Source organism: Robertmurraya sp. FSL R5-0851 (assembly GCF_038002965.1).
In the GTDB taxonomy this organism is placed as follows: domain Bacteria; phylum Bacillota; class Bacilli; order Bacillales; family Cytobacillaceae; genus Robertmurraya_A; species Robertmurraya_A beringensis.
Genome location: NZ_JBBOOE010000001.1, coordinates 3,869,422 through 3,895,583, shown reverse-complemented (window position 1 = coordinate 3,895,583; position 26,162 = coordinate 3,869,422). Strand labels below are relative to the sequence as shown.

The 26,162-nt window shown below is 39.5% G+C and carries 30 protein-coding genes and 2 pseudogenes; 15 read left to right on the top strand and 17 right to left on the bottom strand.

Features of this window, described 5'->3' with window-relative positions:
• Positions 1-92 precede the first annotated feature (92 nt).
• Both MKX65_RS19960 and MKX65_RS19955 read left to right on the top strand, forming a co-directional pair.
• Positions 93-707 (top strand): DedA family protein, encoded by a 615-nt coding sequence (locus tag MKX65_RS19960; RefSeq protein WP_340905260.1) that lies wholly within the window; start codon positions 93-95, stop codon positions 705-707.
• Entirely contained in the window at positions 707-1,084 is a 378-nt protein-coding gene (locus MKX65_RS19955; protein WP_160546321.1) for a hotdog fold thioesterase, read from the top strand. Before MKX65_RS19960 ends, MKX65_RS19955 begins: the two co-directional genes overlap by 1 nt.
• Positions 1,085-1,121: 37 nt before the next feature.
• On the opposite strand, the gene mnhG is transcribed toward MKX65_RS19955, so the two are convergent.
• Genes mnhG through MKX65_RS19920 form a run of 7 tightly spaced genes read right to left on the bottom strand, consistent with a single transcriptional unit; the run spans position 1,122 to position 6,867 of the window.
• The gene (mnhG, locus tag MKX65_RS19950; RefSeq protein ID WP_340906335.1) at positions 1,122-1,478 is read right to left on the bottom strand and encodes a monovalent cation/H(+) antiporter subunit G; all 357 of its coding nucleotides are present in this window, start codon (positions 1,476-1,478) and stop codon (positions 1,122-1,124) included.
• Positions 1,462-1,698 carry a Na(+)/H(+) antiporter subunit F1 gene (locus MKX65_RS19945; RefSeq protein WP_160546320.1) on the bottom strand — a complete coding sequence of 79 codons (237 nt, stop codon included), beginning with the start codon at positions 1,696-1,698 and terminating at the stop codon, positions 1,462-1,464. The genes mnhG and MKX65_RS19945 overlap by 17 nt, the downstream gene beginning before the upstream one ends.
• Before the next feature lie 47 nt (positions 1,699-1,745).
• Positions 1,746-2,222, bottom strand: a complete 477-nt coding sequence (locus tag MKX65_RS19940; RefSeq protein ID WP_160546227.1) for a Na+/H+ antiporter subunit E — start codon at positions 2,220-2,222, stop codon at positions 1,746-1,748.
• Between the two features lie 5 nt (positions 2,223-2,227).
• Entirely contained in the window at positions 2,228-3,709 is a 1,482-nt protein-coding gene (locus tag MKX65_RS19935; RefSeq protein WP_160546226.1) for a Na+/H+ antiporter subunit D, read from the bottom strand.
• The gene (locus tag MKX65_RS19930; protein WP_160546225.1) at positions 3,702-4,043 is read right to left on the bottom strand and encodes a Na(+)/H(+) antiporter subunit C; all 342 of its coding nucleotides are present in this window, start codon (positions 4,041-4,043) and stop codon (positions 3,702-3,704) included. Before MKX65_RS19930 ends, MKX65_RS19935 begins: the two co-directional genes overlap by 8 nt.
• Positions 4,043-4,465 (bottom strand): Na(+)/H(+) antiporter subunit B, encoded by a 423-nt coding sequence (locus MKX65_RS19925; protein ID WP_160546224.1) that lies wholly within the window; start codon positions 4,463-4,465, stop codon positions 4,043-4,045. Before MKX65_RS19925 ends, MKX65_RS19930 begins: the two co-directional genes overlap by 1 nt.
• Entirely contained in the window at positions 4,462-6,867 is a 2,406-nt protein-coding gene (locus MKX65_RS19920) for a Na+/H+ antiporter subunit A (protein WP_160546223.1), read from the bottom strand. Before MKX65_RS19920 ends, MKX65_RS19925 begins: the two co-directional genes overlap by 4 nt.
• 294 nt (positions 6,868-7,161) lie before the next feature.
• On the opposite strand from MKX65_RS19920, the gene MKX65_RS19915 reads away from it, so the two are divergent.
• Together MKX65_RS19915 and MKX65_RS19910 are read left to right on the top strand one after the other, a co-directional pair.
• Positions 7,162-7,374, top strand: a complete 213-nt coding sequence (locus tag MKX65_RS19915) for a hypothetical protein (protein WP_340905259.1) — start codon at positions 7,162-7,164, stop codon at positions 7,372-7,374.
• Between the two features lie 65 nt (positions 7,375-7,439).
• The gene (locus MKX65_RS19910) at positions 7,440-7,997 is read left to right on the top strand and encodes a DUF5366 family protein (protein ID WP_340905257.1); all 558 of its coding nucleotides are present in this window, start codon (positions 7,440-7,442) and stop codon (positions 7,995-7,997) included.
• 301 nt (positions 7,998-8,298) lie between these two features.
• On the opposite strand, the gene MKX65_RS19905 is transcribed toward MKX65_RS19910, so the two are convergent.
• Both MKX65_RS19905 and MKX65_RS19900 read right to left on the bottom strand, forming a co-directional pair.
• Complete coding sequence (locus tag MKX65_RS19905) at positions 8,299-10,116, bottom strand: transglycosylase domain-containing protein (protein WP_340905256.1); 1,818 nt, start codon at positions 10,114-10,116, stop codon at positions 8,299-8,301.
• Between the two features lie 29 nt (positions 10,117-10,145).
• On the bottom strand, positions 10,146-10,490 hold the full coding sequence (locus MKX65_RS19900; RefSeq protein WP_340906334.1) for an MFS transporter: 345 nt from the start codon (positions 10,488-10,490) through the stop codon (positions 10,146-10,148).
• 215 nt (positions 10,491-10,705) lie between these two features.
• On the opposite strand from MKX65_RS19900, the gene kapD reads away from it, so the two are divergent.
• Positions 10,706-11,329, top strand: a complete 624-nt coding sequence (gene kapD, locus MKX65_RS19895; RefSeq protein ID WP_160546219.1) for a 3'-5' exonuclease KapD — start codon at positions 10,706-10,708, stop codon at positions 11,327-11,329.
• Between the two features lie 84 nt (positions 11,330-11,413).
• Here the strand turns inward: kapD and MKX65_RS19890 are convergent, their stop codons facing one another.
• Positions 11,414-11,791, bottom strand: a complete 378-nt coding sequence (locus tag MKX65_RS19890; RefSeq protein ID WP_340905255.1) for a kinase-associated lipoprotein B — start codon at positions 11,789-11,791, stop codon at positions 11,414-11,416.
• A 95-nt stretch (positions 11,792-11,886) separates the two neighbouring features.
• Between MKX65_RS19890 and MKX65_RS19885 the strand changes: the two genes are divergently transcribed.
• Both MKX65_RS19885 and MKX65_RS19880 read left to right on the top strand, forming a co-directional pair.
• Entirely contained in the window at positions 11,887-12,603 is a 717-nt protein-coding gene (locus MKX65_RS19885; RefSeq protein WP_160546217.1) for a peptidylprolyl isomerase, read from the top strand.
• 76 nt (positions 12,604-12,679) lie between these two features.
• The gene (locus MKX65_RS19880) at positions 12,680-12,883 is read left to right on the top strand and encodes a hypothetical protein (RefSeq protein ID WP_160546216.1); all 204 of its coding nucleotides are present in this window, start codon (positions 12,680-12,682) and stop codon (positions 12,881-12,883) included.
• Between the two features lie 70 nt (positions 12,884-12,953).
• On the opposite strand, the gene MKX65_RS19875 is transcribed toward MKX65_RS19880, so the two are convergent.
• Complete coding sequence (locus tag MKX65_RS19875) at positions 12,954-14,120, bottom strand: MalY/PatB family protein (protein ID WP_340905252.1); 1,167 nt, start codon at positions 14,118-14,120, stop codon at positions 12,954-12,956.
• Between the two features lie 87 nt (positions 14,121-14,207).
• Between MKX65_RS19875 and MKX65_RS19870 the strand changes: the two genes are divergently transcribed.
• Positions 14,208-14,468: a DUF1871 family protein gene (locus MKX65_RS19870; protein ID WP_340905251.1), complete on the top strand. Its 261-nt coding sequence runs from the start codon at positions 14,208-14,210 to the stop codon at positions 14,466-14,468.
• A gap of 34 nt (positions 14,469-14,502) precedes the next feature.
• Here the strand turns inward: MKX65_RS19870 and MKX65_RS19865 are convergent, their stop codons facing one another.
• The gene (locus MKX65_RS19865) at positions 14,503-15,327 is read right to left on the bottom strand and encodes an alpha/beta fold hydrolase (RefSeq protein ID WP_340905250.1); all 825 of its coding nucleotides are present in this window, start codon (positions 15,325-15,327) and stop codon (positions 14,503-14,505) included.
• Positions 15,328-15,497: 170 nt separating this feature from the next.
• On the opposite strand from MKX65_RS19865, the gene MKX65_RS19860 reads away from it, so the two are divergent.
• Together MKX65_RS19860 and MKX65_RS19855 are read left to right on the top strand one after the other, a co-directional pair.
• The gene (locus tag MKX65_RS19860) at positions 15,498-16,001 is read left to right on the top strand and encodes an Lrp/AsnC family transcriptional regulator (RefSeq protein ID WP_160546212.1); all 504 of its coding nucleotides are present in this window, start codon (positions 15,498-15,500) and stop codon (positions 15,999-16,001) included.
• A complete protein-coding gene (locus tag MKX65_RS19855) occupies positions 16,001-17,164 on the top strand; it encodes an aminotransferase (RefSeq protein ID WP_340905248.1) in 1,164 nt (387 codons plus the stop codon). The genes MKX65_RS19860 and MKX65_RS19855 overlap by 1 nt, the downstream gene beginning before the upstream one ends.
• Before the next feature lie 396 nt (positions 17,165-17,560).
• Here the strand turns inward: MKX65_RS19855 and MKX65_RS19850 are convergent, their stop codons facing one another.
• The 3 genes and pseudogenes from MKX65_RS19850 to MKX65_RS19840 form a co-directional block, all read right to left on the bottom strand.
• On the bottom strand, positions 17,561-18,418 hold the full coding sequence (locus MKX65_RS19850) for a DegV family protein (protein WP_340905246.1): 858 nt from the start codon (positions 18,416-18,418) through the stop codon (positions 17,561-17,563).
• A 122-nt stretch (positions 18,419-18,540) separates the two neighbouring features.
• Positions 18,541-18,732 (bottom strand): annotated as a pseudogene (locus MKX65_RS19845) (helix-turn-helix domain-containing protein); the annotation flags it as partial.
• A gap of 96 nt (positions 18,733-18,828) precedes the next feature.
• Positions 18,829-20,175 carry a sodium-dependent transporter gene (locus MKX65_RS19840; RefSeq protein ID WP_340905245.1) on the bottom strand — a complete coding sequence of 449 codons (1,347 nt, stop codon included), beginning with the start codon at positions 20,173-20,175 and terminating at the stop codon, positions 18,829-18,831.
• A gap of 155 nt (positions 20,176-20,330) precedes the next feature.
• Between MKX65_RS19840 and yugI the strand changes: the two genes are divergently transcribed.
• Both yugI and MKX65_RS19830 read left to right on the top strand, forming a co-directional pair.
• On the top strand, positions 20,331-20,729 hold the full coding sequence (yugI, locus tag MKX65_RS19835) for a S1 domain-containing post-transcriptional regulator GSP13 (RefSeq protein WP_340905244.1): 399 nt from the start codon (positions 20,331-20,333) through the stop codon (positions 20,727-20,729).
• A 73-nt stretch (positions 20,730-20,802) separates the two neighbouring features.
• A pseudogene (locus tag MKX65_RS19830) lies at positions 20,803-21,471 on the top strand (aminotransferase class III-fold pyridoxal phosphate-dependent enzyme); the annotation flags it as partial.
• Between the two features lie 40 nt (positions 21,472-21,511).
• Here the strand turns inward: MKX65_RS19830 and MKX65_RS19825 are convergent.
• Positions 21,512-21,745 carry a DUF378 domain-containing protein gene (locus MKX65_RS19825; protein ID WP_160546205.1) on the bottom strand — a complete coding sequence of 78 codons (234 nt, stop codon included), beginning with the start codon at positions 21,743-21,745 and terminating at the stop codon, positions 21,512-21,514.
• A gap of 177 nt (positions 21,746-21,922) precedes the next feature.
• Here MKX65_RS19825 and MKX65_RS19820 point away from each other — a divergent pair, with 177 nt between their 5' ends.
• From MKX65_RS19820 to MKX65_RS19810, 3 genes are all read left to right on the top strand, one after another.
• A complete protein-coding gene (locus MKX65_RS19820) occupies positions 21,923-23,086 on the top strand; it encodes an iron-containing alcohol dehydrogenase (RefSeq protein ID WP_340905243.1) in 1,164 nt (387 codons plus the stop codon).
• A 209-nt stretch (positions 23,087-23,295) separates the two neighbouring features.
• Positions 23,296-24,642, top strand: a complete 1,347-nt coding sequence (locus tag MKX65_RS19815) for a glucose-6-phosphate isomerase (protein ID WP_119709749.1) — start codon at positions 23,296-23,298, stop codon at positions 24,640-24,642.
• A gap of 91 nt (positions 24,643-24,733) precedes the next feature.
• Positions 24,734-25,138 carry a YugN family protein gene (locus tag MKX65_RS19810; RefSeq protein WP_160546202.1) on the top strand — a complete coding sequence of 135 codons (405 nt, stop codon included), beginning with the start codon at positions 24,734-24,736 and terminating at the stop codon, positions 25,136-25,138.
• Here the strand turns inward: MKX65_RS19810 and MKX65_RS19805 are convergent.
• The gene (locus MKX65_RS19805; RefSeq protein WP_340906333.1) at positions 25,128-26,159 is read right to left on the bottom strand and encodes a potassium channel family protein; all 1,032 of its coding nucleotides are present in this window, start codon (positions 26,157-26,159) and stop codon (positions 25,128-25,130) included. The two genes, MKX65_RS19810 and MKX65_RS19805, sit on opposite strands and share 11 nt — an antisense overlap.
• Positions 26,160-26,162: the final 3 nt, after the last annotated feature.

Below are 26,162 nucleotides of genomic sequence, written 5' to 3'. Positions count from 1 at the left end.
AAATGTTAAAATAACCTAGTTGGTTCTATATTTTGCTATAATGAATTTACTTAGTTACTAATGTTGTTAAAGTGGTTTTGGGAGGTGAAAGAATGGAGTTAGATTTTATTCTTGATTTAATTGAGGAAAATGGATATATAGGGCTGTTCCTTTGGCTTTGGTTTGGAGTTGTAGGCATGCCAGTACCTAATGAAATCATAGCCATGACGGTGGGGTTAGCGGCATCCCTAGGTACCTTAAATCCAGTATGCATCTTTCTTTCTACGTATCTAGGAATAGTCGCTGCACTAACGACAAGCTACCTCGCAGGAAAGTACATAGGTGTTAGACTCCTTCCATTCTTTCAAAAAAGCAAACGGATCGCTCGAACCATTGACCGTTCCTTCCAATCCATTGAGAAGTACCATGCTTTTTCCCTTCTGTTTAGTTACTTTATCCCTGGATTACGAAACTTTGTCCCATTTATTTATGGACTAAGCAAACTGTCCTATAAAGTTTTTGCTCTGTTTGCCTATAGTGGGGCTTTTATTTGGCTGAGTATCGTTTTTTCAATAGGATATTGGTTTGGTGATCAGAAGGAGATTCTCGTCGAGTATGAAACCGAATTACTCTTCATGGGAAGTATCGTTTTTGTATGTGTGTTTCTTTTATTAAAAGTAATCAATCGAAAAAAAATAAAAAAGCTTAGGAGGTCTTCCACTCTATGATGGGAAACTCATTAATTCAAACGCTAGGAATTGAATTTAAACAGATTGAAAAAGGAAGAGTCGTCGCTACGATGCCTGTAGATGACCGCACACGCCAACCGTTCGGCCTTCTCCACGGCGGTGCTTCTGTTGCACTGGCAGAAAGTGTTGCTTCAATCGGTGCGTACGAATTGGTTAATAAGGAAAAGGAAGTTGTTGTTGGCTTAGAGATTAATGCCAATCATATCAAAGGTAAGAGAGAAGGTATCGTTACCGCTACTGGAACGGTACTTCATCAAGGTCGAACAACCATGGTGTGGGATATTAAAATAACAGACGAACAAGACCAGCTTATAAGTGTCTCACGCTGTACAATAGCTGTTATCGAAAAAAGATAAAAAAATCCATGTGTGAAGTTCACACATGGATTTTTTACTATTCCCTAGCACGTTCTTTTTTTACTGTAGCTAAATCGTCCTGAACACTGTTTTCCCAAAGCTTCCCATTTGTATTGTACGCAGCTCTAGCGATCAGATGGCCCGCCACTGGCGAGGTCATAAAAATAAACACAATTCCAAGAATCAGTCGAGAATTCATATGGCCCTCTAATAGATAGAAGTAGAGAAAGGTACCTGCTAAAACAAACATAACTCCTAATGTAGCGGCTTTAGACGCAGCATGTGTGCGTGTATACACATCTGGCAATCGGATAAGACCGACAGCTGTAACAACGGTTAGGAGTGCTCCAAGTGCGATGAATATCCCGATAATAACCTTAACTATTTCGATCACGTTCAAGGATGACCCCCTTTTCTAAATACTTGGAGAAAGCAACTGTCCCAATAAAGGCTAATATTCCGATCAACAAGATAACCTCTAGGAAAGCATTCGATTTTAACATGATGGAAACAAGTGCAATGATGGCAACTAAGCAGATTCCTAGAGCATCAAGTGCAACCACCCGGTCTGGTGTTGTAGGACCTTTAATGACCCGGTACACCATAGCAAGCATGGATAGGGTAATACAAACTAAAGAAATGGTTATGACCCACTGTAACACTACCTGCTCACCTCCATGATGGCTTTTTCAAATGTATTTTTGATACTAGAAATGGCAGCCTCCACATCTGAAGCGTCCATTGCATGGATATAAAGAGTTCGATTATCATCTGAAATATCCACCACTAATGTCCCGGGTGTTAATGTAATCAGATTGGCTAACAAAGTGATTTCCCAATCATTTTTTAATTCCGTAGGAAGAGCGAAAATTCCTGGCTGAATATCAAGCTTGGGTTTAATGATTACCTTTAAAACAGCAATATTTGAAAGAAGAAGCTCTTTTATAAAAATGGCAATCAGATTGACCACCGCTACTACTCTTAATAAGTAAAAGCGGGAAGGGAAAAAACGTCGAAACGTAAAGACGAGCAATAACCCGAAAAAGTAGCCAACAAAGAAATCGATCGGTTCATTTGAGACCTTTAAAAACATCCAGACAAGAGCTAGAAAAACATTTAATAAAATTTGAAATGCCATGGTTATCACTCCTTCATGACGGCATTGATGTAGGTGGAAGGATTAGCCAATGTTTCCGCAGCTTCTAAAATATACGGGTAAACAAGCTCCGCTCCAACTCCATACAACACAGAAATAATCACTAAAATAGCGGGAGAGATAAGCAACCAGCTAACAGGAGCTTTTTCTTCCTTTTCGTAAGTGCGATGAATGCCCCAAAATCCATTAATGAAAATTTTCATAACAGAAAATAGAACAAGGAGACTCGACATTAACACAATTCCAGCACCCCAATAGGCTTCTGCGCCAAAACCACTCTTAATGATCAACAGCTTACCGACAAAGCCACTGAGCGGGGGAATTCCAGCTAAAGCAAGGGCAGATAGTAAGAACATCCATCCTAGTAATGGATAATTTTTAATCAATCCACTGATTTTCTTTAAGTTGCTTGTTCCTGTGATCGCAATAACGACTCCAACAAGCAGGAATAATGCGGCTTTTATCAGCATGTCATGAATTAAATAAAAAATCGCACCTGTCAAAGATTCGGTTGTATTTACCGAAACCCCAAACAAAATTACACCAACGGCAACGATAATGTTATATATAATAATCTTTTTAATATCCCAGTACGCTAAGGCTCCTATAATGCCGACAATTATCGTAATGACGGCAAGTACCCCTAACAGCTCATGAGTATAGCCAGGGTCATGAGGGAAAAAGAGTGTATACGTCCTCATGATAGAGTAGACCCCAACCTTGGTTAAAAGGGCACCGAACAACGCCAAAACAGGTGCAGGAGGAGCGTAATACGAACCAGGTAGCCAGAAATAAAGAGGGAAAATGGCTCCTTTTAAGCCGAAAACGATTAAAAATAACACGGCAATGACTGTTAAAATACCAGGCTGTCCCACTTCTGCAATTCTTGTGGAGATATGTGCCATATTTAGCGTTCCAACCACTGAATATAGGTAAGCAACGGTAATAACAAACAACGAAGAAGAGATAATATTCACTAATATATATTTCACCGATTCGCGAAGCTGCGCCTTTGTTCCCCCCAAGACCAATAGCACATAGGAGCTCATTAGCATCACTTCAAAGAAGACGAAAAGGTTGAAAATATCTCCTGTTGTAAATGCACCATTAATCCCGACAATTAGGAATTGCAAAATAGAATAATAGTAGAACTTTTCTCTTTCCTCTCCAATTGCTCGGAAGGAATAGAGACAACAAGCGAATGCAATCACACTTGTTGTCAAAACAAGAAGGGCAGATAGCATATCAGATACTAACGTAATCCCAAAAGGTGCTTCCCAGTTTCCTAAGTTCAATGTTTGAATTCCATCTGCTCGTACCTTTTGAAAAAGGAGAACCGACACAAATACGGTGGATAATAGTGATAGAGCCGACACCCACCTAGAGGCGATCGTAAAGCGATTCAGAAAGATTAGTATAACCGCTGTTAAAAGCGGAATCAGTATAGGTAATAAAAGCAAATTATTCATTGATCTTCGTCCCTCTCAAGCGATCCATGTTGTCCGTTCCTAGCTCCTGGTACGCACGATAAGCTAATACTAGAAAAAAGGAAGTAACACCAAAGGCAATAACGATAGCCGTTAATATTAATGCCTGAGGCAATGGATCATTGTACTGGGCAGCATGTTCTCCAAGTAAGGGAGCAGCACCATTCTTTAGGCCTCCCATCGTTAAAACCAATAAATGTGTGCCATGACTTAATAGTCCCGTTCCGATAATAATTCGAAGTAAACTTTTAGAAAGCATTAAATAAGTGGCTGCCATAAAAATAATACCAACTACAAACGCCATAACGATTTCCATTATTCGTCCTCCCCTATTGTTTGAATAATGGTCATTGTGACACCGATAACGACAAGATACACACCGATATCAAACAACACTGCTGTATGCAAAGATGTTTTGCCAAGGAGAGGCAAGTAGACATCACTAAATGCATGAGTTAAAAATGGAACATTAAACAGCAATGCACCAGCTCCAGTTCCAATGGAAAAAAGAAGCCCAATTGCTGTCATAATACGGTAGTTGACGGGTAATATATTAGCTACCGTCTTCATATCAAACGCTAGGAGCAAGAGTACTAGAGCCCCTGCGGTCATCAATCCTCCAATGAATCCTCCACCCGGATAATAATGTCCAGCAAAGAAAAGATGAATAGAGAAGAGGAGAATGATGAACAAAATCACTTTTGTTACGGTTTGTAGAATGAGGTCATTCGTTCTCATCCTTCTTTCCCCCTTGTTAGACGTAGTTTAATCATTGCAAAAATACCAAGTGAGGCAATCGCAAGTACACAAATTTCAAATAGTGTATCAAAGCCACGGAAGTCAACGAGAATGACGTTAACCATATTTTTTCCTGCAGCTCGGATATACGTATTGTCTACGTAAAATTGAGAGATAGAGTCAAAAAGCTTTGTACTATTGGCGGAAAGGGCGATGGCTGTGACAATCGCACCCACTCCGATAGAAATAATAGCATTTGTAAGTTTAAAAGGAATTTTTGATTCTTCCTTTTTGAATTTCGGTAAATGATAGAAACAAAGTAGAAACAGTGCGACTGACACCGTTTCAATCACCAGCTGAGTAAGTGCTAAATCAGGCGCACGGAAAACGACAAAGAAAAGGGCAACCGTATACCCAACTGCTCCAAGTAAAATAATAGAGGTGAGTCTTGATTTAGCAAACAAAATGGTAATGGTGGCTACGACGATAAGCAAGGAAAGAACCAGCTCATAAAAGCCAATGCTAGATACATTTGCGGTATCGATCACAAACGCGTCTTTCTTATAAAGTGTGTAGCCTAAAATCAGAATGAAAAAGGCGAAAATATAAACCAAGTACGTCCGGATATAGCCATTCATATAAAATCTGGTCAGCTTAAACGACCCAGACTGAATCGCTTCTAGTCCCTTGTCATACAGCTTGTTTAAGGTTAATTTTTCAGGAAGTAAGTCATAGGTTCTTTCCCATTTCGGTAACGTCAAATACAGAATGATCCCCAGAACCACAACCCCAATGGTCATAAATAATTCGATGGTTGGTCCATGCCAGAAATAGATATGAACGTCAAAAATATCTCCTGGAGAAAGCAGGCTAGGTAAGATAGAAGCCATCGCCGGTGAAATTAAATTATGCGAAAGGATATTCGGAAATAATCCAAAAATGATGACTAAAGAGCCGAGTACAACTGGTGAAATGAGCATCCCAAGTGGTGCCTCATGCGGCTTCTTCTTTAATCCTTCCGGTTTGTATTTGCCAGTAAACGTTCTAAAGACGAGCTTCATGCTATATATGAACGTAAATACACTGGCGATCCAAGCGAGGACAGGAAATAATAATCCCCAAGTGCTTAAAGAGAAAAGGTCCAATTTTAAAATATTCACCATGCCGGTAAAGAACATTTCTTTACTTAAAAATCCGTTAAATGGTGGCAAGCCAGCCATAGAAAACGCACCGATAATTGCCAGCGTAAAGGTAATTGGCATCAAATGCATCAATCCGCCAAGCTTCCGAATATCACGTGTTCCCGTTTCATGATCAACAATTCCTACAACCATGAACAAGCTTCCTTTGAAGGTAGCATGATTAATTAAGTGGAAAACAGCGGCTGTTGTTGCCACGGTAAACACATTATCGTCTATTCCATCATAGTGTAGAGCAGCAGCACCAACACCTAATAAAGACATAATCAAACCTAATTGGCTTACGGTAGAGAAGGCAAGTATGCTCTTTAAATCTGTCTGTTTGACAGCTGAAAAAGAACCCCAGAACAATGTGACAATACCGAACCCTGCAACAAGCCAGAGCCAAACAGGTGATTCAGCAAACACAGGACTCATTCTAGCAACAAGATAAATACCCGCCTTAACCATGGTAGCCGAATGAAGATAGGCACTAACAGGCGTTGGTGCTTCCATTGCATCAGGTAGCCAAATATGGAATGGAAACTGAGCTGATTTAGTAAAAGCACCAAGTAAAAAGCAGAGTATGGCTGGAATAAGCAAGTTGTGATCTAACACAACGTCCGATTGCGCAACAATTTCTGAAATGCTAAAGGTTCCTGTCATGAGGTATAGGAGGATGATGCCTCCTAGCATGGCAAGTCCACCGAAAACGGTGATTAACATAGACTTTTGTGCACCATATCTCGACTTTTCACGGTGATACCAGTAACCGATAAGTAAAAAGGAAGAAATACTAGTGAGCTCCCAAAAACCGTACATAACGATTAAATTATCGGATAAGACCACACCAAGCATAGCTCCCATAAATAAAAGAAGATACACATAGAAGCTGCCGAGCTGTTCCTTATCCTTTGCTAAATAATAGATCGAATAAAGAACAACTAAAGCCCCAATTCCTGAAATAAGCAAGGCAAAGAGCAGTCCAAGTCCATCTACTTTAGCAGCAAAATTAATGCCAAGAGAAGGAATCCACTCGAAGCTTTCATATACCGTACCTTGGTGCGAAGTGGTACCGATAAACGAAAGAAAATAGATAAATAATACAACTGGTAAGGGTAGTACAAACCACCCCGTATGAATCTGTCTAATGCTTTTGGAAAAGGTAGGTATGATGACCGCAAGCAATAGAGGTGAAACAATGGCCAAGTGTAGCAAAGACAAAACAAAACCCCCTCTTTATATGTAAGTAATAACTGTTTTATGAAAGTAATACTGCCTATTACTATTTCCATAATTTTCTCCGAACATGCTTCCTCTTTCTTTTACGGAAACAGCCATATAAAAAAGTATAACGTAAAAAAACAGACCTTGCATGCCTCAAGCGCACAACATCCCTTACTTGAAGCAAAACTAATAAATAGGTAGAAACGCAGATCAAATGGTGAAAATTTTTTTATTTTTTTTGAATAAAATCAGACTTTTATCCTCAAAATAATTTTAAAGTGAGGTGTGAGGATGAAAAAGAAAATACTAGCATCTTTGTCCATTTTTCTCCTCTTAGTGTCCTTAGCATGGGCATTAGATAAAAAAGATAAGCGTGAATTTTATAGTCCTGATGAGGAGGGTGAAGTGGTGCAAATCTATACCACTGACCCAGGACTAGATATTCAGAAAAAGAAGTATCGTATGTTTAAGGCAAGAGAGTATGTAAGAATTGAAAGGCCATAAAGACTTGTAATCTGTTCTCCTATCTTTCATAATAATGGAAGACAAAATCATATGTGGAGAATTCAATGAAAAATACGTATTTAACTAGTTACTTTCCTTTGGTATCAATTTTATTATTTAGCTTGTCCTTTGCGATGCTAGTTGAGGTGCATCTTTTTAAATTTTTAAATGCTACCGGCATTTATGTAGGAATGCTAGAATTCTTTTCTAGAAGTGGAATTAAGCTGGCGTTACTTATCTTATTGATGGTTGTCTTTTTTATGGTTTTTGCGGCATTAAAGTTAATTGCAGATACCATCAATCAGCTTTCTTTGCTTTTCTTCTCGAAGGATTTTAATGGGGAAAGCTTAAAGGATGTCCGTGCGGGGGCGATTATTTATTTTTCTGGCTCAGTACTATCTCTTTTAGGCTCTGCCCATGTAACGATACTGGCTTTCGTTTTTGTTGTAACAACGATAAGCTATTTTGTGTTTTTTGTGTATAAGGTAAGCTCGAAGCTTTCGCTGTCTGGTATTATTGGGCTGATTTTCTTTCAGGTGCTAACCTGGTCAACGCTCGTGTTAGGTGTCGTATTTATTGCGTTAAAAGTTTACAACAGCATTGTTGCTAGTTTACCAGTATAAAGAACCCCGGATGAAGAAAGTCATCCGGGGTTTCTTGTGAGATGCATGCTGCTAAAGCGGGTTTTAAAAAATAAGAGGAGAATTTCCACTTAAATAGAAAATTACACTGAAAATAGTCAAAATAGACGGAAGGATTCCGTCTATTAACTCGAAAAACGTTAAAATGGGCTATTTTGGTTTGCTTAACCGGAAAACCTCCCCTTATTTCCTCTGAATCAGCTCTAATCTGGAGTTTAACCGAAAAATCTCCGCTTATTTTTGTCATGTAAACCCATTTGAAGGAGCTTATCCGGGATTTTTGTTACTGCGACATAATCGCTTTCCATATATAAAGATGTGGAGAGTATTGCTCAATATTTTCAATGCTGGATGGCATGTCTCTTCCGACCCAAACCCCAACCGTTAGCGTATCTGTTAAACCAACAAACCAGTAGTCTTGGTAATTATTTGTTGTTCCTGTTTTTCCGCCTTGGTATGTTGCTCGTGATATGTGGGCTTTACGGGCGGTTCCAGAGGAAATCGTTTCAGATAACAGACTGCGCATGCGGTTGACGGTTTCAGCTGACCAGACTTGTTTTTTCTCTTCCTTCCACTCGTAAAGAACGTTTCCTTGTAAGTCGGTTACCTTACGAATCGCACGAGGCTGTTGGTACCCTCCATCATAAAAGGAAGTGTAAGCTCCTGTTAGCTCTAATGGTGACATTCCGTACGTAAAACCACCAACGGCAGCTGGTAATACATGATCCTCTGCTACTAATTTCTTAAAAGGGAAGGATGTAAGATATCGAAAGCCCGTTTCTACACCAATTTCGTTTAACAGTCTTACAGCAGGTGTATTGTATGAGTTGGCAAACGCACGTTCAAGCGTTACATTTCCATATACTTTTCCACCGTAGTTTTCAGGGCAATAGTTACCAATGCAAAGCTCTCCTGCATTTACTGTTTTAGATAAAGAGGATTGTGTCTCTTGTAAATAAGGAGCGTAAACGAGTAATGGTTTAATTGATGAACCAGGCTGACGATAAGCTTGGAATGATCGATTGAATTCACCCTTTTGATAGTTTTTTCCTCCAACAAGTGCGAGGATCTGTGCATTCGTATGGTCAATGACGGCGACAGATCCTTCCACGTCAATAAATGGTAGGTTATCACTAACCGCTGTTTTTGCTCGATTTTGTAGACTTTGGTCTAATGACGTTTCAATACTAATTCCGGAAGCTAGCACTTCTTTTACCCGATTGTTAATTTGTTCCTCGTCAGTTAATCCTTCGGAAAGGGCAATTAACTGTGATAATTCATTTTGAACATAGTTCATGTAATCTGGTGCTTGATCAACTCGTTCATGCACAGTTAGATTGATAGGTGAATTTTTAATTTCTGTTGCTTCTGAAGCGGTCAGCTTGTCTTTTTTCACTAATAAATCGATGAGACGTTCTTGACGCGCTTTTGTACGATCGAAATGTGTTAATGGATCATAATAAGTCGGATTGTTCGGAACAGCAGCGAGAAAAAGCAACTCTGCTTTTGTGAGTTCTAGTGTTCCACGGCTAAAGTAATGCGTAGCCGCCGCTTCAATTCCGTAGGCCCCATTTTGAAAATAAATAGAATTAATATATAAATCTATGATTTCCTTTTTTGAGTAAGTTTTCTCTAGCTTGTAGGCGTAAAGAATTTCACTAAGCTTTCGATTGTAGGATTGCTCATGAGTTAAATATAAATTTCGAGCGAGTTGCTGTGTAATCGTACTTGCTCCCTGCTCAATCCCGTTTGACTGAATATTGATCGTAAGGGCACGGCCCATGGCTGTTAAGTCAAAGCCAATATGCTCATAAAAATGCTGATCCTCTGATAGAACAAACACCTCACGCAATAGCTCCGGAATGTCCTCAGATGGTAAGATGCTCCGATTTACCGTGCTATACCATTCTAAAACGATTTCCCCATTGCGATCTTTGACCAAGCTTGTTTGTGATAGATTGGTTTTATCTAACTGAATCTGGTTTTCTATCACATGATCGAAAGTATCAAAAGAGCGTACCTCTTTACTAGAAAAATAGGCAAGCAGGAAAAAGACGGGGAGAAGCAGGATAATAAACAAATAACCAGTTGCTGCTTTCATGTTTGGCCGATTCCCTTTCTATGAAAAAATTATGATGAAGATAGCAGTGTTCCTGTTTTTCTTACACTCCACCATAATAAGACAAAAGCTGCAAGGAATAAAGCACTAGTGACAAAAAAGACAGTTGAGATATTATACCACCCCGAAATAAGTCCACCCATTACAGGTCCAATGACGTTTCCTAAAAATCGAAAGCTTACGTTATAGCCTAATACCTCCCCTTGGATGGAGAGGGGAGCGACTTGTCGGATATAAGCAGTCATACAAGGAATGATTCCCCCAACCACCATTCCAAACATAAAACGGAACAACACAAGCTGCCATAACTGGGTAGCAAATTTCTTTTTTGATACAAAGCAAAAACACCTTCTTATGGTTATTATTTCGTTTTACTAAATATTAGCTTATGGAAATTATAGCATATTTTTGGGCTGATATTCCTTTTCGTACTTTATTTGAATGAATTAACAGAAAAATGAAAAAATTATCAAAAAACATGATATAATAAAAAAACATTCATGTTCATTTTTTGGAATGGTTATTTCATATAATGGTAGTGATAGTCAAAGGAGGAAAGAGGGTACGTAAGATGAGGAAGGAGCATCAGTATTTATTTATTGATTTTGAGTTTACGATGCCTGAGAGATCTGAGAGGTTTAAAGGTTTTTACCCAGAAATCATTGAGGCTGGCATTGTGTCGGTTGTAAATGACCAAATCTGCGAGAAATTTTCTTCGTATGTCACTCCTAACCGTTTCCCTATGCTATCGGACCGCTGTAAATCATTTTTGAAAATTTCACAGGAGCAAGTCAATTCTGGCATTAGTTTTACAGATCTTGTGAAAAAGTTTGAGCAGTTAAGTTCCCCATCATTAGACCTTACCATCGTTACGTGGGGGAATATGGACATGAGGGTTCTTCGCAATAACTGTGAACAAGCCGGTCTACCTTTTCCTTTAAAAGGCGAAGAACTCGATTTATCGATGGAGTACAAGCGATTCTTCGGAGACCAAAATCAAACGGGCTTATGGAAAGCGGTGCAAGAGTATGGCAAAGAAGGAACGGGCAAGCACCACAAAGCACTGGATGATGCATTAACCACATACAATATTTTTCGTCTAGTTGAGAAGGATAAAAAGTACCTTCAAGGACATGCACCAACCACGATTGGTGACCGCATTGATTTCTCCCAAGTACTTAATAAGTTCGCATAAAAAGCCAAATCCCTCATATTGGATTTGGCTTTTATGTGTTAAGGCTGTTTTCGTAAAGTTTGTTGTTTTGGAAAAGAGCCTTTGTTAAAAATATTCTTTCTCAAGTGTTGAAATATTTTCAAGGCTCTTTTTAGCCCACAGGGAGTCATCGCCAGATAACTTTTCTCTTAATTTTTGAATCGCCCCTTTTAGTGACTCTTTGTAGTCAGGAATTTCGTCTGAATAGGGCTTGACCATTTTGGCAGGGATATTGGCTTGTTCTCGGTAAGCAAGTGCTCGTCTTTCATGAAAAAGAGGAACATCTGCATCCTTATGGCTATGTAAATCTCCTTGTGTCGGATGAGTTACAACAGCGAGGACCCGGACAAGAATAGTCTCTGGGCGGAGGTTGGTTACTTCACCAATATACTTTCCGGTTTTATAGATAGCTGTGACCTTGTCACCGATTTGAATGTCGGACATTTTATGTTTCTCCTTTCAAATTGGGCTAGAACTGTATATGATAATAATTATGACGTAAGCATTATGAAAAACAAAGTATTTTGGAGGGTGATGACATGAAGAAATTCTTAGCGAGTTTACTATTCGTTGTTTTCCTAGTTGCTGGATGTGGGACAAGCGATGAAGAAGGTACGGAAAATTCGAACGACAATGCAGGCAATAATGAAACCGCTAACCAAGAAAATATTGAGCTTCCACAGGCAACTACAGAGGTTGGCGAAAAGGAAAGACTAGTTGAAATGGAAACATCCATGGGGAATATCAAAATCAAGCTCTTCCCAGAACAAGCTCCAAAGGCTGTAGAAAACTTTATTACACATAGTGAAGAAGGATATTACGAAGGAGTGATTTTCCACCGCGTGATCAATGACTTTATGATTCAAGGTGGAGATCCTGATGGAACAGGGATGGGTGGAGAAAGCATTTATGGAGATCCATTTGAAGATGAGTTCTCTAATCAGCTTTATAATTTTAGAGGCGCCTTATCGATGGCTAACTCAGGTGCGGACACGAATGGAAGTCAGTTTTTTATCGTTCAAAATAAAACCCTCGATCCTGGCTTAGTAGACCAAATGAAGCAGGCTGGTTACAACGATAAAGTGATCAAGCAGTATGAAGATGGTGGTACTCCATGGCTGGATCAAGCACATACTGTGTTTGGTCAGGTGATTGAAGGAATGGATGTGGTGGATAAAATAGCGACCACTCCAGTTGGTGAAGGGGATAAGCCAGAAGAAGAGGTTGTCATCAAGAAGATTACAGTGTTGAAGTAATCGTCCTTGGACGATCGGTAAGAACCTTGATATAATAGGCATGAATGACTGCTTGTTTGCAGAAAGGAAGATCGTTATGATCGATGGGTTTATTTTATCATTGTTTCTATATTTCCCTGAAGATAAGTCTGAATATATTCCAGCGGCTATTTCTTTTACCATCTTCTTAATCCTTTGTATTTTCACGATGCGATTTATCGTGAGAATTTCACGAAAAGAAGAAGCGAAAGCAAAAGAACTAGAGAACCAAATAATGAGTGAGCAGCAAAACAAAGGATGACGTACACTTTTTTCGAAAAGTGTGCGTTTTTTAATAAAAAGACGGAAGAGCTCACTCTTCCGTCACACTTTTAAGATAATGCTGCTTTCAGTCGCTTCAACCCTTCTGTCACATGTTCCTTTGAACACGCAATATTCATGCGGACAAAGCCTTCTCCACCAGTACCGTACTTTGGTCCAGGCTCGAGTCCTATTTTTCCTTTTTCAATTAGCGCTTTCTTTAACTCATCATCGGAAAGTCCAAGCTCCCGACAATCCATCCAGATTAAGTACGTCCCTTCTGGCTGCATCATCTTTATTTGTGGAAGCTCAGCTTCTAGGTACTCCTGAACATAGCGAATATTTTCTGCCATATAGGCAAGTGCTTCGGTTAACCACGTTTCCCCGTGAAGATAAGCGGCCTCCATTCCGACGATGCCAAACGTATTTAAGGTGTGAAACCCTTGCTTTTGCTGTTCGGCTTGGAATAAGTCTCGAAGTTCCTGATTGCTCGTAATAACTGCTGAAGCCTGTAACCCTGCTAAATTAAAGGTTTTACTAGGAGCGATACAAGTGACAACCAAATCAGCAAAGTCCGCTAAGCTTGCAATCGGGACATGTGTATTTCCCTCAAATACAAGATCGGAATGAATTTCATCTGATAAAATTAAGCAATGGTACTTTTTGCAAAGTTCACCGATTTGAAGGAGCTCTTCTTTTTTCCACACTCTTCCGCTTGGATTGTGAGGATTACATAATAAAAACAGTTTTACTCCTTCTTTCAGCTTTGCTTCAAAATCCTCAAAGTCGATTTCGTAACGGTTATTTACATTTTTTAATGGGGAGTTCACGACCACACGCTCATTTTTTTCAACCATGGAAAAGAACGGAGTGTACACAGGAGATTGAAGCATCACCTTGTCTCCAACAGATGTAAACGCTCGAACGGCCGTACTGATCGTTGGGACGACTCCTGAACTGTATGTAATCCATGCCTGACGAATATCCCAATGATGCCTTGTTTTCACCCAAGCCTGAATGGCTTTTCCAACTGATGGGGGAACAAAGGTATAGCCGAAAATTTCATGCTCCAATCGTTTTCGAATGGCAGTTGTTACTTCAGCAGGTGGGGGGAAGTCCATATCTGCCACCCACATCGGATGGAGATCACTGCTTCCGAACACATCGTGGAGGAGCCCCCATTTGACAGATCCAGTATTATTTCGGTCAATCACTTTATCAAAATCATACGTAGTCATAAAGCACCTCGCCTTTTTCCATTTTATTTGATCTATGTAATATGATAAGATATGTGAACGAAAAGATAAAATAAAAGGTGATTTTACATGGAAATGCTCGAAATGAATTTAAGTTTGTTACAGCGTCTAATGAAGTGGGATCCACTCGGATATGGGGAAGACAGCTATGATCCAGAAATTGCAGATACGATTCAAGCGGTACATGTTTTAACATCAGCAAAAGAGCTAGCACGAAAAATCCAAAGCATATATGAGTTTTCTTTTGAAGAAAGCATTCCTTTAACTGAATGTACAATCATGGCAGAAGAATTGTTAGCCATTAAAAACGAGAGCTCTTGCTCGTTGTAAAAAGCTTCAAGCGGAGATTCCCTTGAAGCTTTATTTATACAAGAAACTCTTTAATATACTTGTGAACCATTTCAGGTCGTTCTTCAGGTACAAGATGTCCAGTCTCCTTTAACACAATGAGCTTGGAGTTCTTTAAATCTTGCTTCAAACGTTTCCCAACCCGGAGTGGGACAACTCTGTCGTGCTCGCCCCAAATGAGCAGACACGGAGTCTCAATTTTATTGAGATCAGACTCACCCAGCTCGTCCTCTCGATGCCGTATCATTCGAGTTAAGGCTGGGAAAATATCTCCTTTTAAAAAAGGGACTAAATATCCGTTCAACATATCATCATCAATCATTGAATGGTCATGCACGACATTGACCAGATTTTTCATGACTCCTGACTTAGCTAGATGTCTTTTCACATACAAGTGGAAAAAGGGAAGATAACTAGATAAAACAAGAGGGAGTTTCATTCGCTTTAAGTAACCAGAGCTGCATAATAAAACCGTCCGTGCCACCAAATCAGGACGGAGATGGGCGATTTTTAACGCAATCTGCCCTCCCATAGAGTGTCCAATTATGGATAGATTTTTGATCTGTAAATGCTCAACAAAGGAGATAATGGAACGGGCTATGTTCTCATACGAGTATATGAATTTCTTTGATTTCCCGCTTTTACCGAATGGTGGGAAATCAATGGCGATGACGTTAAATTCCTCACGAAGAAGAGGTATCAGCCTACGGAAACTAAAGGTAGACGAGAGAAACCCATGAATAAGCAAGAGTGTATCTGTTGCTTGAGAATGTTTATAATGTTCATAATACAGGTCGTTTCCGTTAATATTGATTGTACCGGTGATGCTTGCGTCATCCATATTCGTAATCACTCCCTTATTGGCATTTTTGTTTTTTCATAGAATACCCATCTATGACAAAAACAATCATAAAAAAAGAGATGATAAAATTTGAAAATTAAATTATTTTTCACGCATTTTTGTTATAATGTAACTATTTTAAGCGATAAACCAGAAAAGGATGTTAACGCATGAAACTTTCGGAAAAAGAACTCGAAGTTGTAGAAATTCTTGAAAAGGATGCCCGAATTTCCTCTGAGGATGTAGCGAAAATGATCGGTCTAAGCTTGCAAGAAACAGACGAGCTTATTAAGAAGCTTGAAAAAGAGAAAGTTCTTGTTCATTACACAACTGTAGTAGATTGGTCAAAAATTGATGGTCATGAAGGCGTTACGGCTATGATCGATGTGAAGGTCACACCGAAGCGAGGAGTAGGCTTTGATGAAGTAGCTGAGCGCATATACCGATTCAAGGAAGTAAAGTCCGTCTATCTTATGTCAGGAGCTTATGATCTTAGCGTGATTATTGAAGGGAAATCGATGAATGAAGTAGCTAGATTTGTCTCCAATAAGCTATCAACTCTCGATTCTGTCTTATCAACAACTACCCATTTTATTCTGAAGAAATATAAGCATGATGGGACCATATTTGAACCATTAGCAGACGATGATAAGAGAATTGTGGTGTCACCATAATGAAACAGACAAAATCTTATTTGGCAAAAACGGTAGAAGACCTTAAGCCATCTGGTATTCGAAAGTTTTTTGATCTTGCCGCTGGAATGGAAGGGGTTATTTCCTTAGGGGTCGGTGAGCCTGACTTTGTCACCTCTTGGTCAGCAAGAGAAGCAGCCATTCTTTCCCTTGAACAAGGTTATACCTCTTATACAGCCAATGCTGGATTATTAGAGCTTCGTAACGAAGTGTCCTCGTATATGAAAAAACAATTTCATGTGGATTACAATCCGAAAAGCGAGATCATCATTACGGTTGGAGCGAGTCAAGCATTAGACATTGCTTTACGTGCGATTCTCGATCCAGGTGATGAGGTTATTGTCATCGAACCAAGCTTCGTCTCCTATGCACCACTAGTTTCACTTGCAGGTGGAAAGCCGGTAGCGGTTCAGGCAACAGAAGAGTACGATTTTAAAATTCAAACTCATCAGTTAGAAAAAGCGGTTACTGACCGAACGAAGGCAATTATGCTTTGTTCTCCGAATAATCCAACCGGCACGATGTTGGGTGAAAATGAATTAATTGAGCTTGCTACATTCATTGAGAAACATGACCTTCTCGTGTTATCGGATGAAATTTACGCAGAGCTTGCTTATGATGAACCATACGTTAGTTTTGCTGCGATTGAAGGCATGAGGCATAGAACACTTCTGATTAATGGTTTCTCAAAAGGTTTTGCGATGACAGGTTGGAGACTTGGTTTTGTTTGTGCGAACGAAGAACTAACGGCAGCGATGTTAAAAATTCATCAGTATGCCATGATGTGTGCTCCGACGATGGCGCAGTACGCGGCTCTTGAGGCACTAAAAGGCGGCAGAGAAGATGTAGAGGATATGAAAAAAAGCTATCGTAGACGAAGAAACTATTTTGTTCAGTCACTTAACGATATCGGGCTTTCCTGCCATATCCCTGGTGGTGCTTTCTATGCATTCCCATCCATTGTAAGTACAGGTCTATCATCAGAGCAATTTGCTGAACAATTATTGATTGAAGAAAAGGTAGCTGTGGTTCCAGGGAATGTGTTTGGAATTAGCGGGGAAGGGCATATTCGCTGCTCGTACGCTTCATCCATGGAACATTTACAAGAAGCGGTGAAACGAATCAAACGGTTTGTTGAGAAGTAATACCCCATTAGAAAGGACAACGGGCTTATTTTCTGCTTTCGGGTGCTTTCTGATTAAAAGACGTATGTCCATGTGGACATACGTCTTTTCTAGCTTCAAGAGATTCTGCACTTATCGGTTGGTGGATAAGGTTAGGCACCCTAGCTGATAGACGGAGAAATTCCGCTTAATTAGTAATTCTTATTAAAAAAGGCTTAAATAGGCGGAGAGATTCCGCCTATTGGCTCGAAAAATTCGAAAATGAGAGATTTTTCTTTGCTTAAGCGGAAAACCTCCCCTTATATACCCCCAAATGAGGCTTCACTTTGCATCTAACCGGAAAATCTCCGCTTATTTGGCTTTTGCTCGTTACAAAAAAGCGACTTCAAAACGAAACCCTTTACTTATTTAAACTATTTAATCCTTCATAATGTATGACAAAGCAATAGTTCCCACTCCTGTATGAACACCAGCAACAGGAATTAAGGGGAGAACTTCAATCTTTAATGACTCAAATTCGGTCGTAATTTTTGCGAGTACCCCTTCCGCGATCTCCTTTTCACCTGCATGCATAATGCCAATTCGATCGTATATACCTTGATTGTAGGCATCACGCAAGCGGTCAATGAGAGCCTGCTCTGCTTTTCTCATCGTTCGAATTTTTTCAACGATATTTACTTTCCCTTCCTTAAAAGCCAGTAATGGTTTTATTTGTAGAAGATTTCCTAAGATAGAACCAAAATTGGAGACTCGTCCACTTTTTCTTAATTGATCTAAGTTTGCAGGGATTAAGATCAAGCGGCATTTCTCTCTTAACGAAAGAAGTTCTTTCACAATCTCAGAAGGCTTGCGACCCTCATGATACAAGGTGATTCCTTCTTCTATTAAAAATTTTAACGGAAAAGAACCAATCCACGAGTCAACTGGGTGAACAGGGAAACCGACGATCTCTGCTGCTTGTGTGGATGTGGAGTACGTTCCAGAAAGTTCACTAGAAACATGGATGATGATCGCTTCATCGTAATTTTCTTTTAATTGGGTATAAAGGTCAATAAAGTCCCCTAGTGCAGGCTGTGAGCTAGTAGGCGGAATGTCCGAGTTACTCATCATTTCATAAAATTCCTCGGTGGTTATGTCTACTCCCTCTTTAAAGGTTGCGTTTCCAAACGTAAACGAAAGGGGAACCACGTATATATGATTGTCTTGTAACCAAGTTTGATCTTTTTCTGAGAAACTGGCTGTCGAATCGGTTACCCAAGCAATTTTCTTTGCCATAATGACCTCCATAAGATGTTATATAAGTATTATGCTAATAAGGAATAATCTCCAAAATAAAACAAACGAATAGCGAGGAACAACTCCCTCGCTTAACTCACCATTTATATATGACTTTCTTCTTGCATCAATTCTGAGACCGGAATATCAAGTACAGTAGATATTTTTAAAATGGTTTGTGTGTCAGGAGTTTGAATGCCTGACTCATATTTGTCAATCGTAGCAGCGCCAACACGGATCTTCATAGCAAGCTCCTGCTGTGACATTTCTAGTTCTTCCCGAAAGCGTTTCATGTTGTGCCCAATTGCAGTCATGGCTCATCCAACCTTTCGAAAAAGATTATAGCTTATTATTTATTTTATCACGATTAGGATTAGGATTTGATCCCAATCGTGAACGTTTCGTTACAGTTACAACAGTCCAATTGATTTTAAAAATACAAAGATAATGGCAACGGGAACGATAAATCGGATGGTGAAATACCAGATCGTAAACAGCTTATTCATATTCCCGAAGGTTCCTAATGTTAATTCACTTTTCAATAGCTTATACGGAAGCCGGTGCCCAACAAAAATCGAGATTAAAAAGGCTCCTAACGGCATCCCGATATTACTTGCGATAAAATCAGCGAAATCAAAGATGGTTTTCCCAAAAATAAGTACATCAGACCACACCCCGAAAGATAAGGCGCTAGGAATGCCAAAAATAAAGATTACAAAACCTGTTTTCCAAGCCCATTGTTTGCGCTGTTCTGTTTTTTCTTTAACAATAGCCGCTACAACAATTTCTAAAATGGAGAAAGCGGAGGTTAATGTGGCAAACAAAAGCAGCACAAGGAAAATCGTTAAAAAGAATGCCCCAAATGCCATTTCGTTAAACACAGCAGGGAGGACCACAAACACTAAACCAGGTCCTGCCCCAGGTTCAAATCCAAGTGCAAATACCGCTGGAAAAATAACGATCCCAGCAAGTAGAGAGATAAATATATTTAGACCAACAACTGAAAAAGCCGACTTGGTAATGTTTTCCTTTTTGGAAAGATAAGATGCATACGTAACCATGACGGAAATACCAACGCTTAAAGCAAAAAAGGATTGTCCTAGCGCTAGCAAGATGGTGTCAGGAGTTAGACTGCTCCAATTCGGCTTAAGTAGAAACTCTACCCCTTTTGATGCTCCATCAAGAGTTAAGGAACGAATGGCAAGTATGATAAAAAGAATAAATAAAGCTGGCATCATGTACTTACTAGCTTTCTCAATTCCTTGCTGAACCCCACCTTGGATAACAAAAATGGTTAATATCATAAAGACTGCTTGTGCAATAATGGCTTCAATAGGATTACTAATAATCGTACCGAACAATGAACCATACTGGTCTTGAGAAAGTCCAGATAAACTGCCAGTAACACTACGGATGAGATAAGATAAGATCCAACCGCCTACCACACTATAAAAAGACAAGATAAGTCCAGAAATGATGACTCCTAAATATCCGATAACCTTCCAGTTTGAGTTAGGAGCAAGAATTTTATAAGAGGTGATTGCATCCTTTTGTGTATTTCTACCAATAATAAACTCAGCAATAAGGATCGGTGCACCGATGAATATAGTTAACAATAAAAAAAGAAGGAAAAAGAGTCCTCCGCCATTTGTTCCTGCCATATATGGGAATTTCCAAATGGCTCCGAGACCAATTGCAGAACCAGCTGCTGCAAGAATAAAGCCAATCTTTGATGTCCATTGCTCATGTGTTTTCATTACTGTTTTTCCACCTACTATTAAAAGATATTTTCCCATAATACTATATTTTCGGACTATTGTGTAGTAAATTATTTTGAATAAGATGTGACATTGTGATATAATCTTATATTGCGTATAAAAAAGATAAATAAACTATATTTAGGAGTGTTTCTATGTCAGAGAAATTTGAAGTTGGAAGTGTTGTTACAGGTAAAGTTACAGGAATTCAAGCATACGGTGCGTTCGTTGCACTTGATGAAAATACTCAAGGGTTAGTTCATATTTCAGAAGTTACACACGGATTTGTTAAAGATATTAACGAGCATCTTAAAGTAGGAGATGAAGTTCAAGTAAAAGTTCTTTCTATCGATGAGAATGCTGGGAAAATCGGTCTTTCTATCCGTGCGACTGTAGAAGCACCTGAAGCACCAGTAGCTGCACAAAAGGCAGCAGCAAAGAAACCAAGAAAGCGTACAGCTGCAGCTGCTATCAAGCAAGATACAGAAGCACCACAAGGCTTTAACACACTAAAAGATAAGCTACAAGAGTGGATTGAGCAATCACAAAGATAATAAGGGAACTAAACTGTGGGAGAAATTCTCCCTCTTTTTTTATGTTTTTTCTCGAGGAAGGACATAAGTTATCATCGAAGCATTAAAAGCTGCCATCACTCCAAATACGGCTGCCTTCTTGATTGAACCTATCCAAGGTGAAGCGGGTATTGTCATTCCACCTGAAGGGTTTATGCGTGCTGCTTATAATCTTTGTAAAGAAAACAATGTCCTTTTTATTGCCGATGAAATTCAAGCTGGCCTGGCTCGTACGGGGAAAATGTTTGCTTGTGAATGGGAAGGCATCGAACCAGACATGTATATTTTAGGAAAGGCGCTGGGTGGGGGCGTTTTCCCAATTTCTTGTGTCGTCGCAAACAAAGAAGTACTCGGTGTTTTTAATCCAGGGTCACACGGATCCACATTCGGTGGCAACCCAATGGCCTGTGTGGTTTCCATTGCTGCTTTACAAGTACTGACGGAAGAGAAGTTAGCCGAACGTTCTCAGGAGCTTGGGAGCTATTTTCTTTCCAAATTACAAGAAATCAAGAACCCAATCATTAAAGAAGTTCGCGGTCGTGGTCTGTTTATTGGTGTAGAACTAACCGTCCCGGCTAGAAAATACTGTGAGCAGCTAAAAGAAGAAGGACTGTTATGTAAAGAAACACATGACACTGTGATTCGTTTTGCTCCGCCACTAGTAATTAGCAACGAAGACCTTGACTGGGCGATTGAACGAATTAAGAAGGTATTAAGCTCATAAAAAAATCCTTGCACTTTTTGGGTGCAAGGATTTTTTAAAATTAGCGAGTTGGTCTTGGTTCTGGGTCTCTCACTGTTTGTTCATTTGGTTTAAAGAGGAGGCCAAGATTTAATAATCCGGCGATACCAACTAAGCCGTAGATAATTCTAGAAAGAGCAGAACCTTGTCCGCCAAAGATAGCTGCTACTAGGTCAAATTGGAAGAATCCAATTAGTCCCCAGTTGATAGCTCCGATAATGGTAAGTACTAGTGCAATACGTTGAATGGTACTCATGCTGTTTTCCTCCTTAGGATGGTTTGTTTATATAGTTTAACTATATAAAGTTACACAATCTTATCGTTTGATTGTTGCTGCCCTTTTATGCATTTTCATAGTAAGAATTTTGGAGTCTATTTTTTTGCATTACCTCTCTTTTTGGAACATAATAAAGATTGAATAGGAGGATGAAGTATGGATAATTTTACATTTTTTAATCCGACGAAATTGATTTTTGGTAAAGACACTGTCGAACAATTGAAGGCTGAAGTACCTCGATATGGCAAGAAAGTGTTACTTGTGTATGGAGGGGGAAGCATTAAACGAAATGGCCTATATGATCAGGTCTTGTCATTGTTAAAAGAAATAGATATTGAGGTATTTGAGTTACCAGGTGTAGAACCTAACCCTCGTATCTCTACCGTGAAAAAGGGAGTAGAAATCTGCAGAAATGAAGGCATTGATTTTCTATTAGCCGTTGGCGGTGGAAGTGTGATCGACTGTACAAAAGCGATTGCTGCAGGTGCGAAGTATGAAGGTGACACATGGGATCTTATGACTCGAAAAGCCGTTGCCAAGGAAGCGCTTCCGTTTGGTACGGTACTAACTTTAGCTGCTACAGGCTCCGAGATGAATTCAGGATCTGTTATAACCAACTGGGAAACAAAAGAAAAATATGGATGGGGCAGTCCAGTCACTTTCCCGCAATTTTCTATCCTTGATCCTGTCAATACATATACGGTTCCAAGAGATCAAACAGTTTACGGTATTGTGGATATGATGGCACATGTGTTGGAGCATTATTTCCATTTAACTGAAAGCACAGAACTTCAGGATCGTATGTGTGAAGGATTACTACTTACCGTCATGGAGGCAGCACCTAAGCTTCTTGAAGATCTTGAAAGCTATGAACATCGAGCAACTATTCTTTATAGTGGAACGATGGCACTAAACGGAATGCTTTCTATGGGATACCGTGGAGACTGGGCAACTCATAATATCGAGCACGCAGTTTCGGCTGTATACGATATCCCACACGGTGGAGGTCTTGCAATTCTATTCCCTAACTGGATGAAGCATAACTTGAAAGTGAAACCAGAACGCTTCAAGAAGCTTGCTGTTCGCGTATTTGGAGTAAATGCAGAAGGCAAAACAGACGAGGAAGTAGGTTTAGAAGGAATTGATCACCTTCGTAAGTTCTGGAACTCCATCGGTGCACCATCACGCTTGGCGGACTACGAGATTGACGATAGCCAAGTCGAAGTGATGGCTGACAAAGCAATGGTATACGGCGAATTCGGAAACTTTACAAAGTTAAACAAAGAAGATGTCATGGCGATTTACCGCGCTTCTTTATAAAAATAAAACACGTGCAATTTTCGTAATTGCACGTGTTTCATTTTTTATCGGGTGGAAATACTACGGTAAGAAGGTGGTTTTTGAGCATTTCTTAACAATTAACACATTTGTTCAAAATGTTTACGCTTACATAAGTAGACAGTTCTTGATTCCTTAACCAGCTTTCGATAAAGTGATATAGTAAACAACAAATCAATGGAGGATCATTCATGACACACGTTCGTTTTGATTACTCAAAAGCACTTAGTTTTTTTGGGGAACATGAAGTTACTTATTTACGTGATTTTGTAAAAGTTGCTCATCATTCATTACATGAAGCAACAGGAGCTGGAAACGATTACTTAGGTTGGATTGACCTTCCGGTTAACTACGACAAAGAAGAATTTGCACGCATCCAAAAAGCAGCAGAAAAAATCAAGCAAGACTCTGATGTTCTATTAGTTTGTGGAATTGGTGGTTCTTACTTAGGTGCACGCGCTGCCATTGAAATGCTGCAACACAGCTTTTACAATGCATTGCCAAAGGAAAAGCGTAGCACTCCGCAAATTATCTTCATCGGAAACAACATTAGTTCTACATACATGAGAGACGTTATGGATCTTTTAGACGGAAAGGACTTCTCCCTTAACGTCATTTCTAAGTCTGGTACAACCACAGAACCAGCTATCGCTTTCCGTATTTTCCGCAAGCTTTTAGAAGAAAAGTATGGAGTAGAAGAAGCGAAGAAGCGTATTTATGCAACAACTGACAAAGCTAGAGGTGCATTGAAAACGCTAGCTACTGAAGAAGGATACGAATCATTCATCATTCCTGATGATGTTGGTGGTCGTTATTCTGTTCTAACGGCTGTAGGATTACTTCCGATTGCTGCAAGTGGCGCAGATATCGAAGCCATGATGAAAGGTGCAGCGGCTGCACGCGATGATTTCGGAAGCTCTGAGCTAGAAGAAAACTTAGCATACCAATATGCAGCAGTTCGTAACGTTCTTTACAACAAAGGAAAAACGATCGAAATGCTGATTAACTATGAGCCAGGATTGCAGTATTTTGCTGAATGGTGGAAGCAACTGTTTGGAGAAAGTGAAGGAAAAGACCAAAAAGGAATTTACCCTTCTTCTGCAAACTTCTCAACTGATCTACACTCTTTAGGTCAATACGTTCAAGAAGGTCGTCGTGACCTATTTGAAACCGTTGTCCTTGTTGAGAATCCTCGTCATGAGTTAACCATTGAAGAAGCTGACAGTGATTTAGATGGATTAAACTATCTTGCTGGACAAACAGTTGACTTTGTTAACAACAAAGCGTTTGAAGGTACATTGCTTGCACATACAGACGGCGGAGTTCCTAACTTAGTGGTGACGATTCCACAAATGGATGCTTATACATTCGGTTACCTTGCATACTTCTTTGAAAAAGCATGTGCAATGAGCGGCTACCTACTTGGTGTAAATCCATTTGACCAACCTGGTGTAGAAGCATACAAAGTGAACATGTTCGCATTATTAGGCAAACCTGGATTCGAAGAGAAGAAAGCGGAGCTTGAAAAGCGTTTATAATTTTTAAAAAAGTGTTAGTCATTAGAGATTTTCTCTCTTTTGACTAACACTCTTTTTTTTGTGAGAAACTAAAAGAAAAAGGGGGATGGCTATGATTCAAATTCCTTCACAGATTGAAGGTAAGCACTTTGATTTGTATAAGCTAGAGCAATTATTGAAGCCGCTTGGTTATACGATTGGCGGTAATTGGGACTATGATCACGGATACTTGGATTATAAAATTGACGATGAAAAAGGGTATCAATTTTTAAGGGTTCCGTTTCGAGTCGTTGATGGACAACTTGACGCAAGAAATTGTACGGTAGCGATTGAAAGACCATTCTTGCTATCGCATCTGTTTCAAGATGACCTAGACGACCATGCATATATTGGGAATGCATCTGCATCCTTTGACCAGTTTCAGGAACCGGTGGATAAAGACGCAAGCGTTCCTGAAAAATTTGTAGATATCGGTAAGGCACTCGTTCAAGAACTCGAACAAATTCTTATTGACTAAGACTGTCAATAATTAGTAACTCATCCTGTTTTTCAATAACCGTTTCTTGAGGAGGATTCACCATTGTGTTTTCTCCTCTTTTAATGCCGATTAAAAGCTTTCCATCTTTAAGTAAATTCCCATTCGCGGTATAAAATGATTGAGAAACATAGTCATTACTTGGATGGAAGTGAACTCTACTACCGTGAAGTTCATCGAGTACCTCAACAAAACTCGATACAACTCTATCGGTGGAAATGCAATTGGTCATAATATAACTCATCATCCGGTTGGATTGAATGATCTCGTCAGCTCCAGCTCTTTTCGCATTTTCCATCTGTTCACGGGTAAGAACTTCTACAATGGCAGTAATGTTGGGATTTAGACCTTTGATGGTAAGTAACGCAAGAATCGTATTCATGTCCGCATCAAGCTCATCCTTGTGTTGGTCGGCTGTAATAAGGACCTTTTCGGCTGTAGCAATATTTGCTTTTATTAAGACATGATCTTGAGAAGCTCTTCCTCTAATAAAGTGCACCTTTGCATCCATAACTGGATTGGATTCTAAGGTTTCATCGATTAAAATAATATCTGTAAATTGGTCGAGTGTACGTATCGTTTGAATAATTTCTTTTGACCGTTCATTCCATCCAATGATAATCAAATGTTTATCTCCTCTAAAATGAACTTTTCCTTCTAAATAATTGTTTTGCCTAGATACGGCCGTTGTTGCAAGGGTAATGAAATAGGTGGATAAAAAACCAGCGCCTATAAATATAAGGAAGATTCCTACGATTCTTCCCAAAAAGGTTTCTGGAGAATAGTCTCCATATCCAACGGTAGATGTAGTAATGATGGCCCACCAGATTCCCTCGAAGACAGTAGGAAAACTGTCTGGCTCAATGATATGGATCATTATTCCAAAAAATAGAACGAGTAATATGGCCATGGTTAATATTCGGACAAGCGTTGGCAATCGTAAAAAACTAGTATAAATTCGGTGGTGCATACCCTCACCCCTTGGAAGTCTCTCTAAAAGTATAGA

Bases quoted from the DNA above. Each gene is read 5' to 3' on its own strand.
- kapD (WP_160546219.1), top strand. From the start codon at position 10,706: ATGAGGAAGGAGCATCAGTATTTATTTATTGATTTTGAGTTTACGATG.
- MKX65_RS19925 (WP_160546224.1), bottom strand. From the start codon at position 4,465: ATGAGAACGAATGACCTCATTCTACAAACCGTAACAAAAGTGATTTTG.
- MKX65_RS19875 (WP_340905252.1), bottom strand. From the start codon at position 14,120: ATGACTACGTATGATTTTGATAAAGTGATTGACCGAAATAATACTGGA.
- MKX65_RS19860 (WP_160546212.1), top strand. From the start codon at position 15,498: ATGAAACTTTCGGAAAAAGAACTCGAAGTTGTAGAAATTCTTGAAAAG.
- MKX65_RS19820 (WP_340905243.1), top strand. From the start codon at position 21,923: ATGGATAATTTTACATTTTTTAATCCGACGAAATTGATTTTTGGTAAA.
- MKX65_RS19815 (WP_119709749.1), top strand. From the start codon at position 23,296: ATGACACACGTTCGTTTTGATTACTCAAAAGCACTTAGTTTTTTTGGG.
- MKX65_RS19810 (WP_160546202.1), top strand. From the start codon at position 24,734: ATGATTCAAATTCCTTCACAGATTGAAGGTAAGCACTTTGATTTGTAT.
- MKX65_RS19905 (WP_340905256.1), bottom strand. From the start codon at position 10,116: ATGAAAGCAGCAACTGGTTATTTGTTTATTATCCTGCTTCTCCCCGTC.
- MKX65_RS19825 (WP_160546205.1), bottom strand. From the start codon at position 21,745: ATGAGTACCATTCAACGTATTGCACTAGTACTTACCATTATCGGAGCT.
- MKX65_RS19960 (WP_340905260.1), top strand. From the start codon at position 93: ATGGAGTTAGATTTTATTCTTGATTTAATTGAGGAAAATGGATATATA.
- MKX65_RS19910 (WP_340905257.1), top strand. From the start codon at position 7,440: ATGAAAAATACGTATTTAACTAGTTACTTTCCTTTGGTATCAATTTTA.
- MKX65_RS19930 (WP_160546225.1), bottom strand. From the start codon at position 4,043: ATGGAAATCGTTATGGCGTTTGTAGTTGGTATTATTTTTATGGCAGCC.
- MKX65_RS19850 (WP_340905246.1), bottom strand. From the start codon at position 18,418: ATGGCAAAGAAAATTGCTTGGGTAACCGATTCGACAGCCAGTTTCTCA.
- MKX65_RS19940 (WP_160546227.1), bottom strand. From the start codon at position 2,222: ATGGCATTTCAAATTTTATTAAATGTTTTTCTAGCTCTTGTCTGGATG.
- MKX65_RS19885 (WP_160546217.1), top strand. From the start codon at position 11,887: ATGAAGAAATTCTTAGCGAGTTTACTATTCGTTGTTTTCCTAGTTGCT.
- MKX65_RS19935 (WP_160546226.1), bottom strand. From the start codon at position 3,709: ATGAATAATTTGCTTTTATTACCTATACTGATTCCGCTTTTAACAGCG.
- MKX65_RS19865 (WP_340905250.1), bottom strand. From the start codon at position 15,327: ATGGATGACGCAAGCATCACCGGTACAATCAATATTAACGGAAACGAC.
- MKX65_RS19870 (WP_340905251.1), top strand. From the start codon at position 14,208: ATGGAAATGCTCGAAATGAATTTAAGTTTGTTACAGCGTCTAATGAAG.
- MKX65_RS19955 (WP_160546321.1), top strand. From the start codon at position 707: ATGGGAAACTCATTAATTCAAACGCTAGGAATTGAATTTAAACAGATT.
- MKX65_RS19890 (WP_340905255.1), bottom strand. From the start codon at position 11,791: ATGTCCGACATTCAAATCGGTGACAAGGTCACAGCTATCTATAAAACC.
- MKX65_RS19915 (WP_340905259.1), top strand. From the start codon at position 7,162: ATGAAAAAGAAAATACTAGCATCTTTGTCCATTTTTCTCCTCTTAGTG.
- MKX65_RS19945 (WP_160546320.1), bottom strand. From the start codon at position 1,698: ATGCTTGCTATGGTGTACCGGGTCATTAAAGGTCCTACAACACCAGAC.
- MKX65_RS19840 (WP_340905245.1), bottom strand. From the start codon at position 20,175: ATGAAAACACATGAGCAATGGACATCAAAGATTGGCTTTATTCTTGCA.
- MKX65_RS19855 (WP_340905248.1), top strand. From the start codon at position 16,001: ATGAAACAGACAAAATCTTATTTGGCAAAAACGGTAGAAGACCTTAAG.
- yugI (WP_340905244.1), top strand. From the start codon at position 20,331: ATGTCAGAGAAATTTGAAGTTGGAAGTGTTGTTACAGGTAAAGTTACA.
- MKX65_RS19880 (WP_160546216.1), top strand. From the start codon at position 12,680: ATGATCGATGGGTTTATTTTATCATTGTTTCTATATTTCCCTGAAGAT.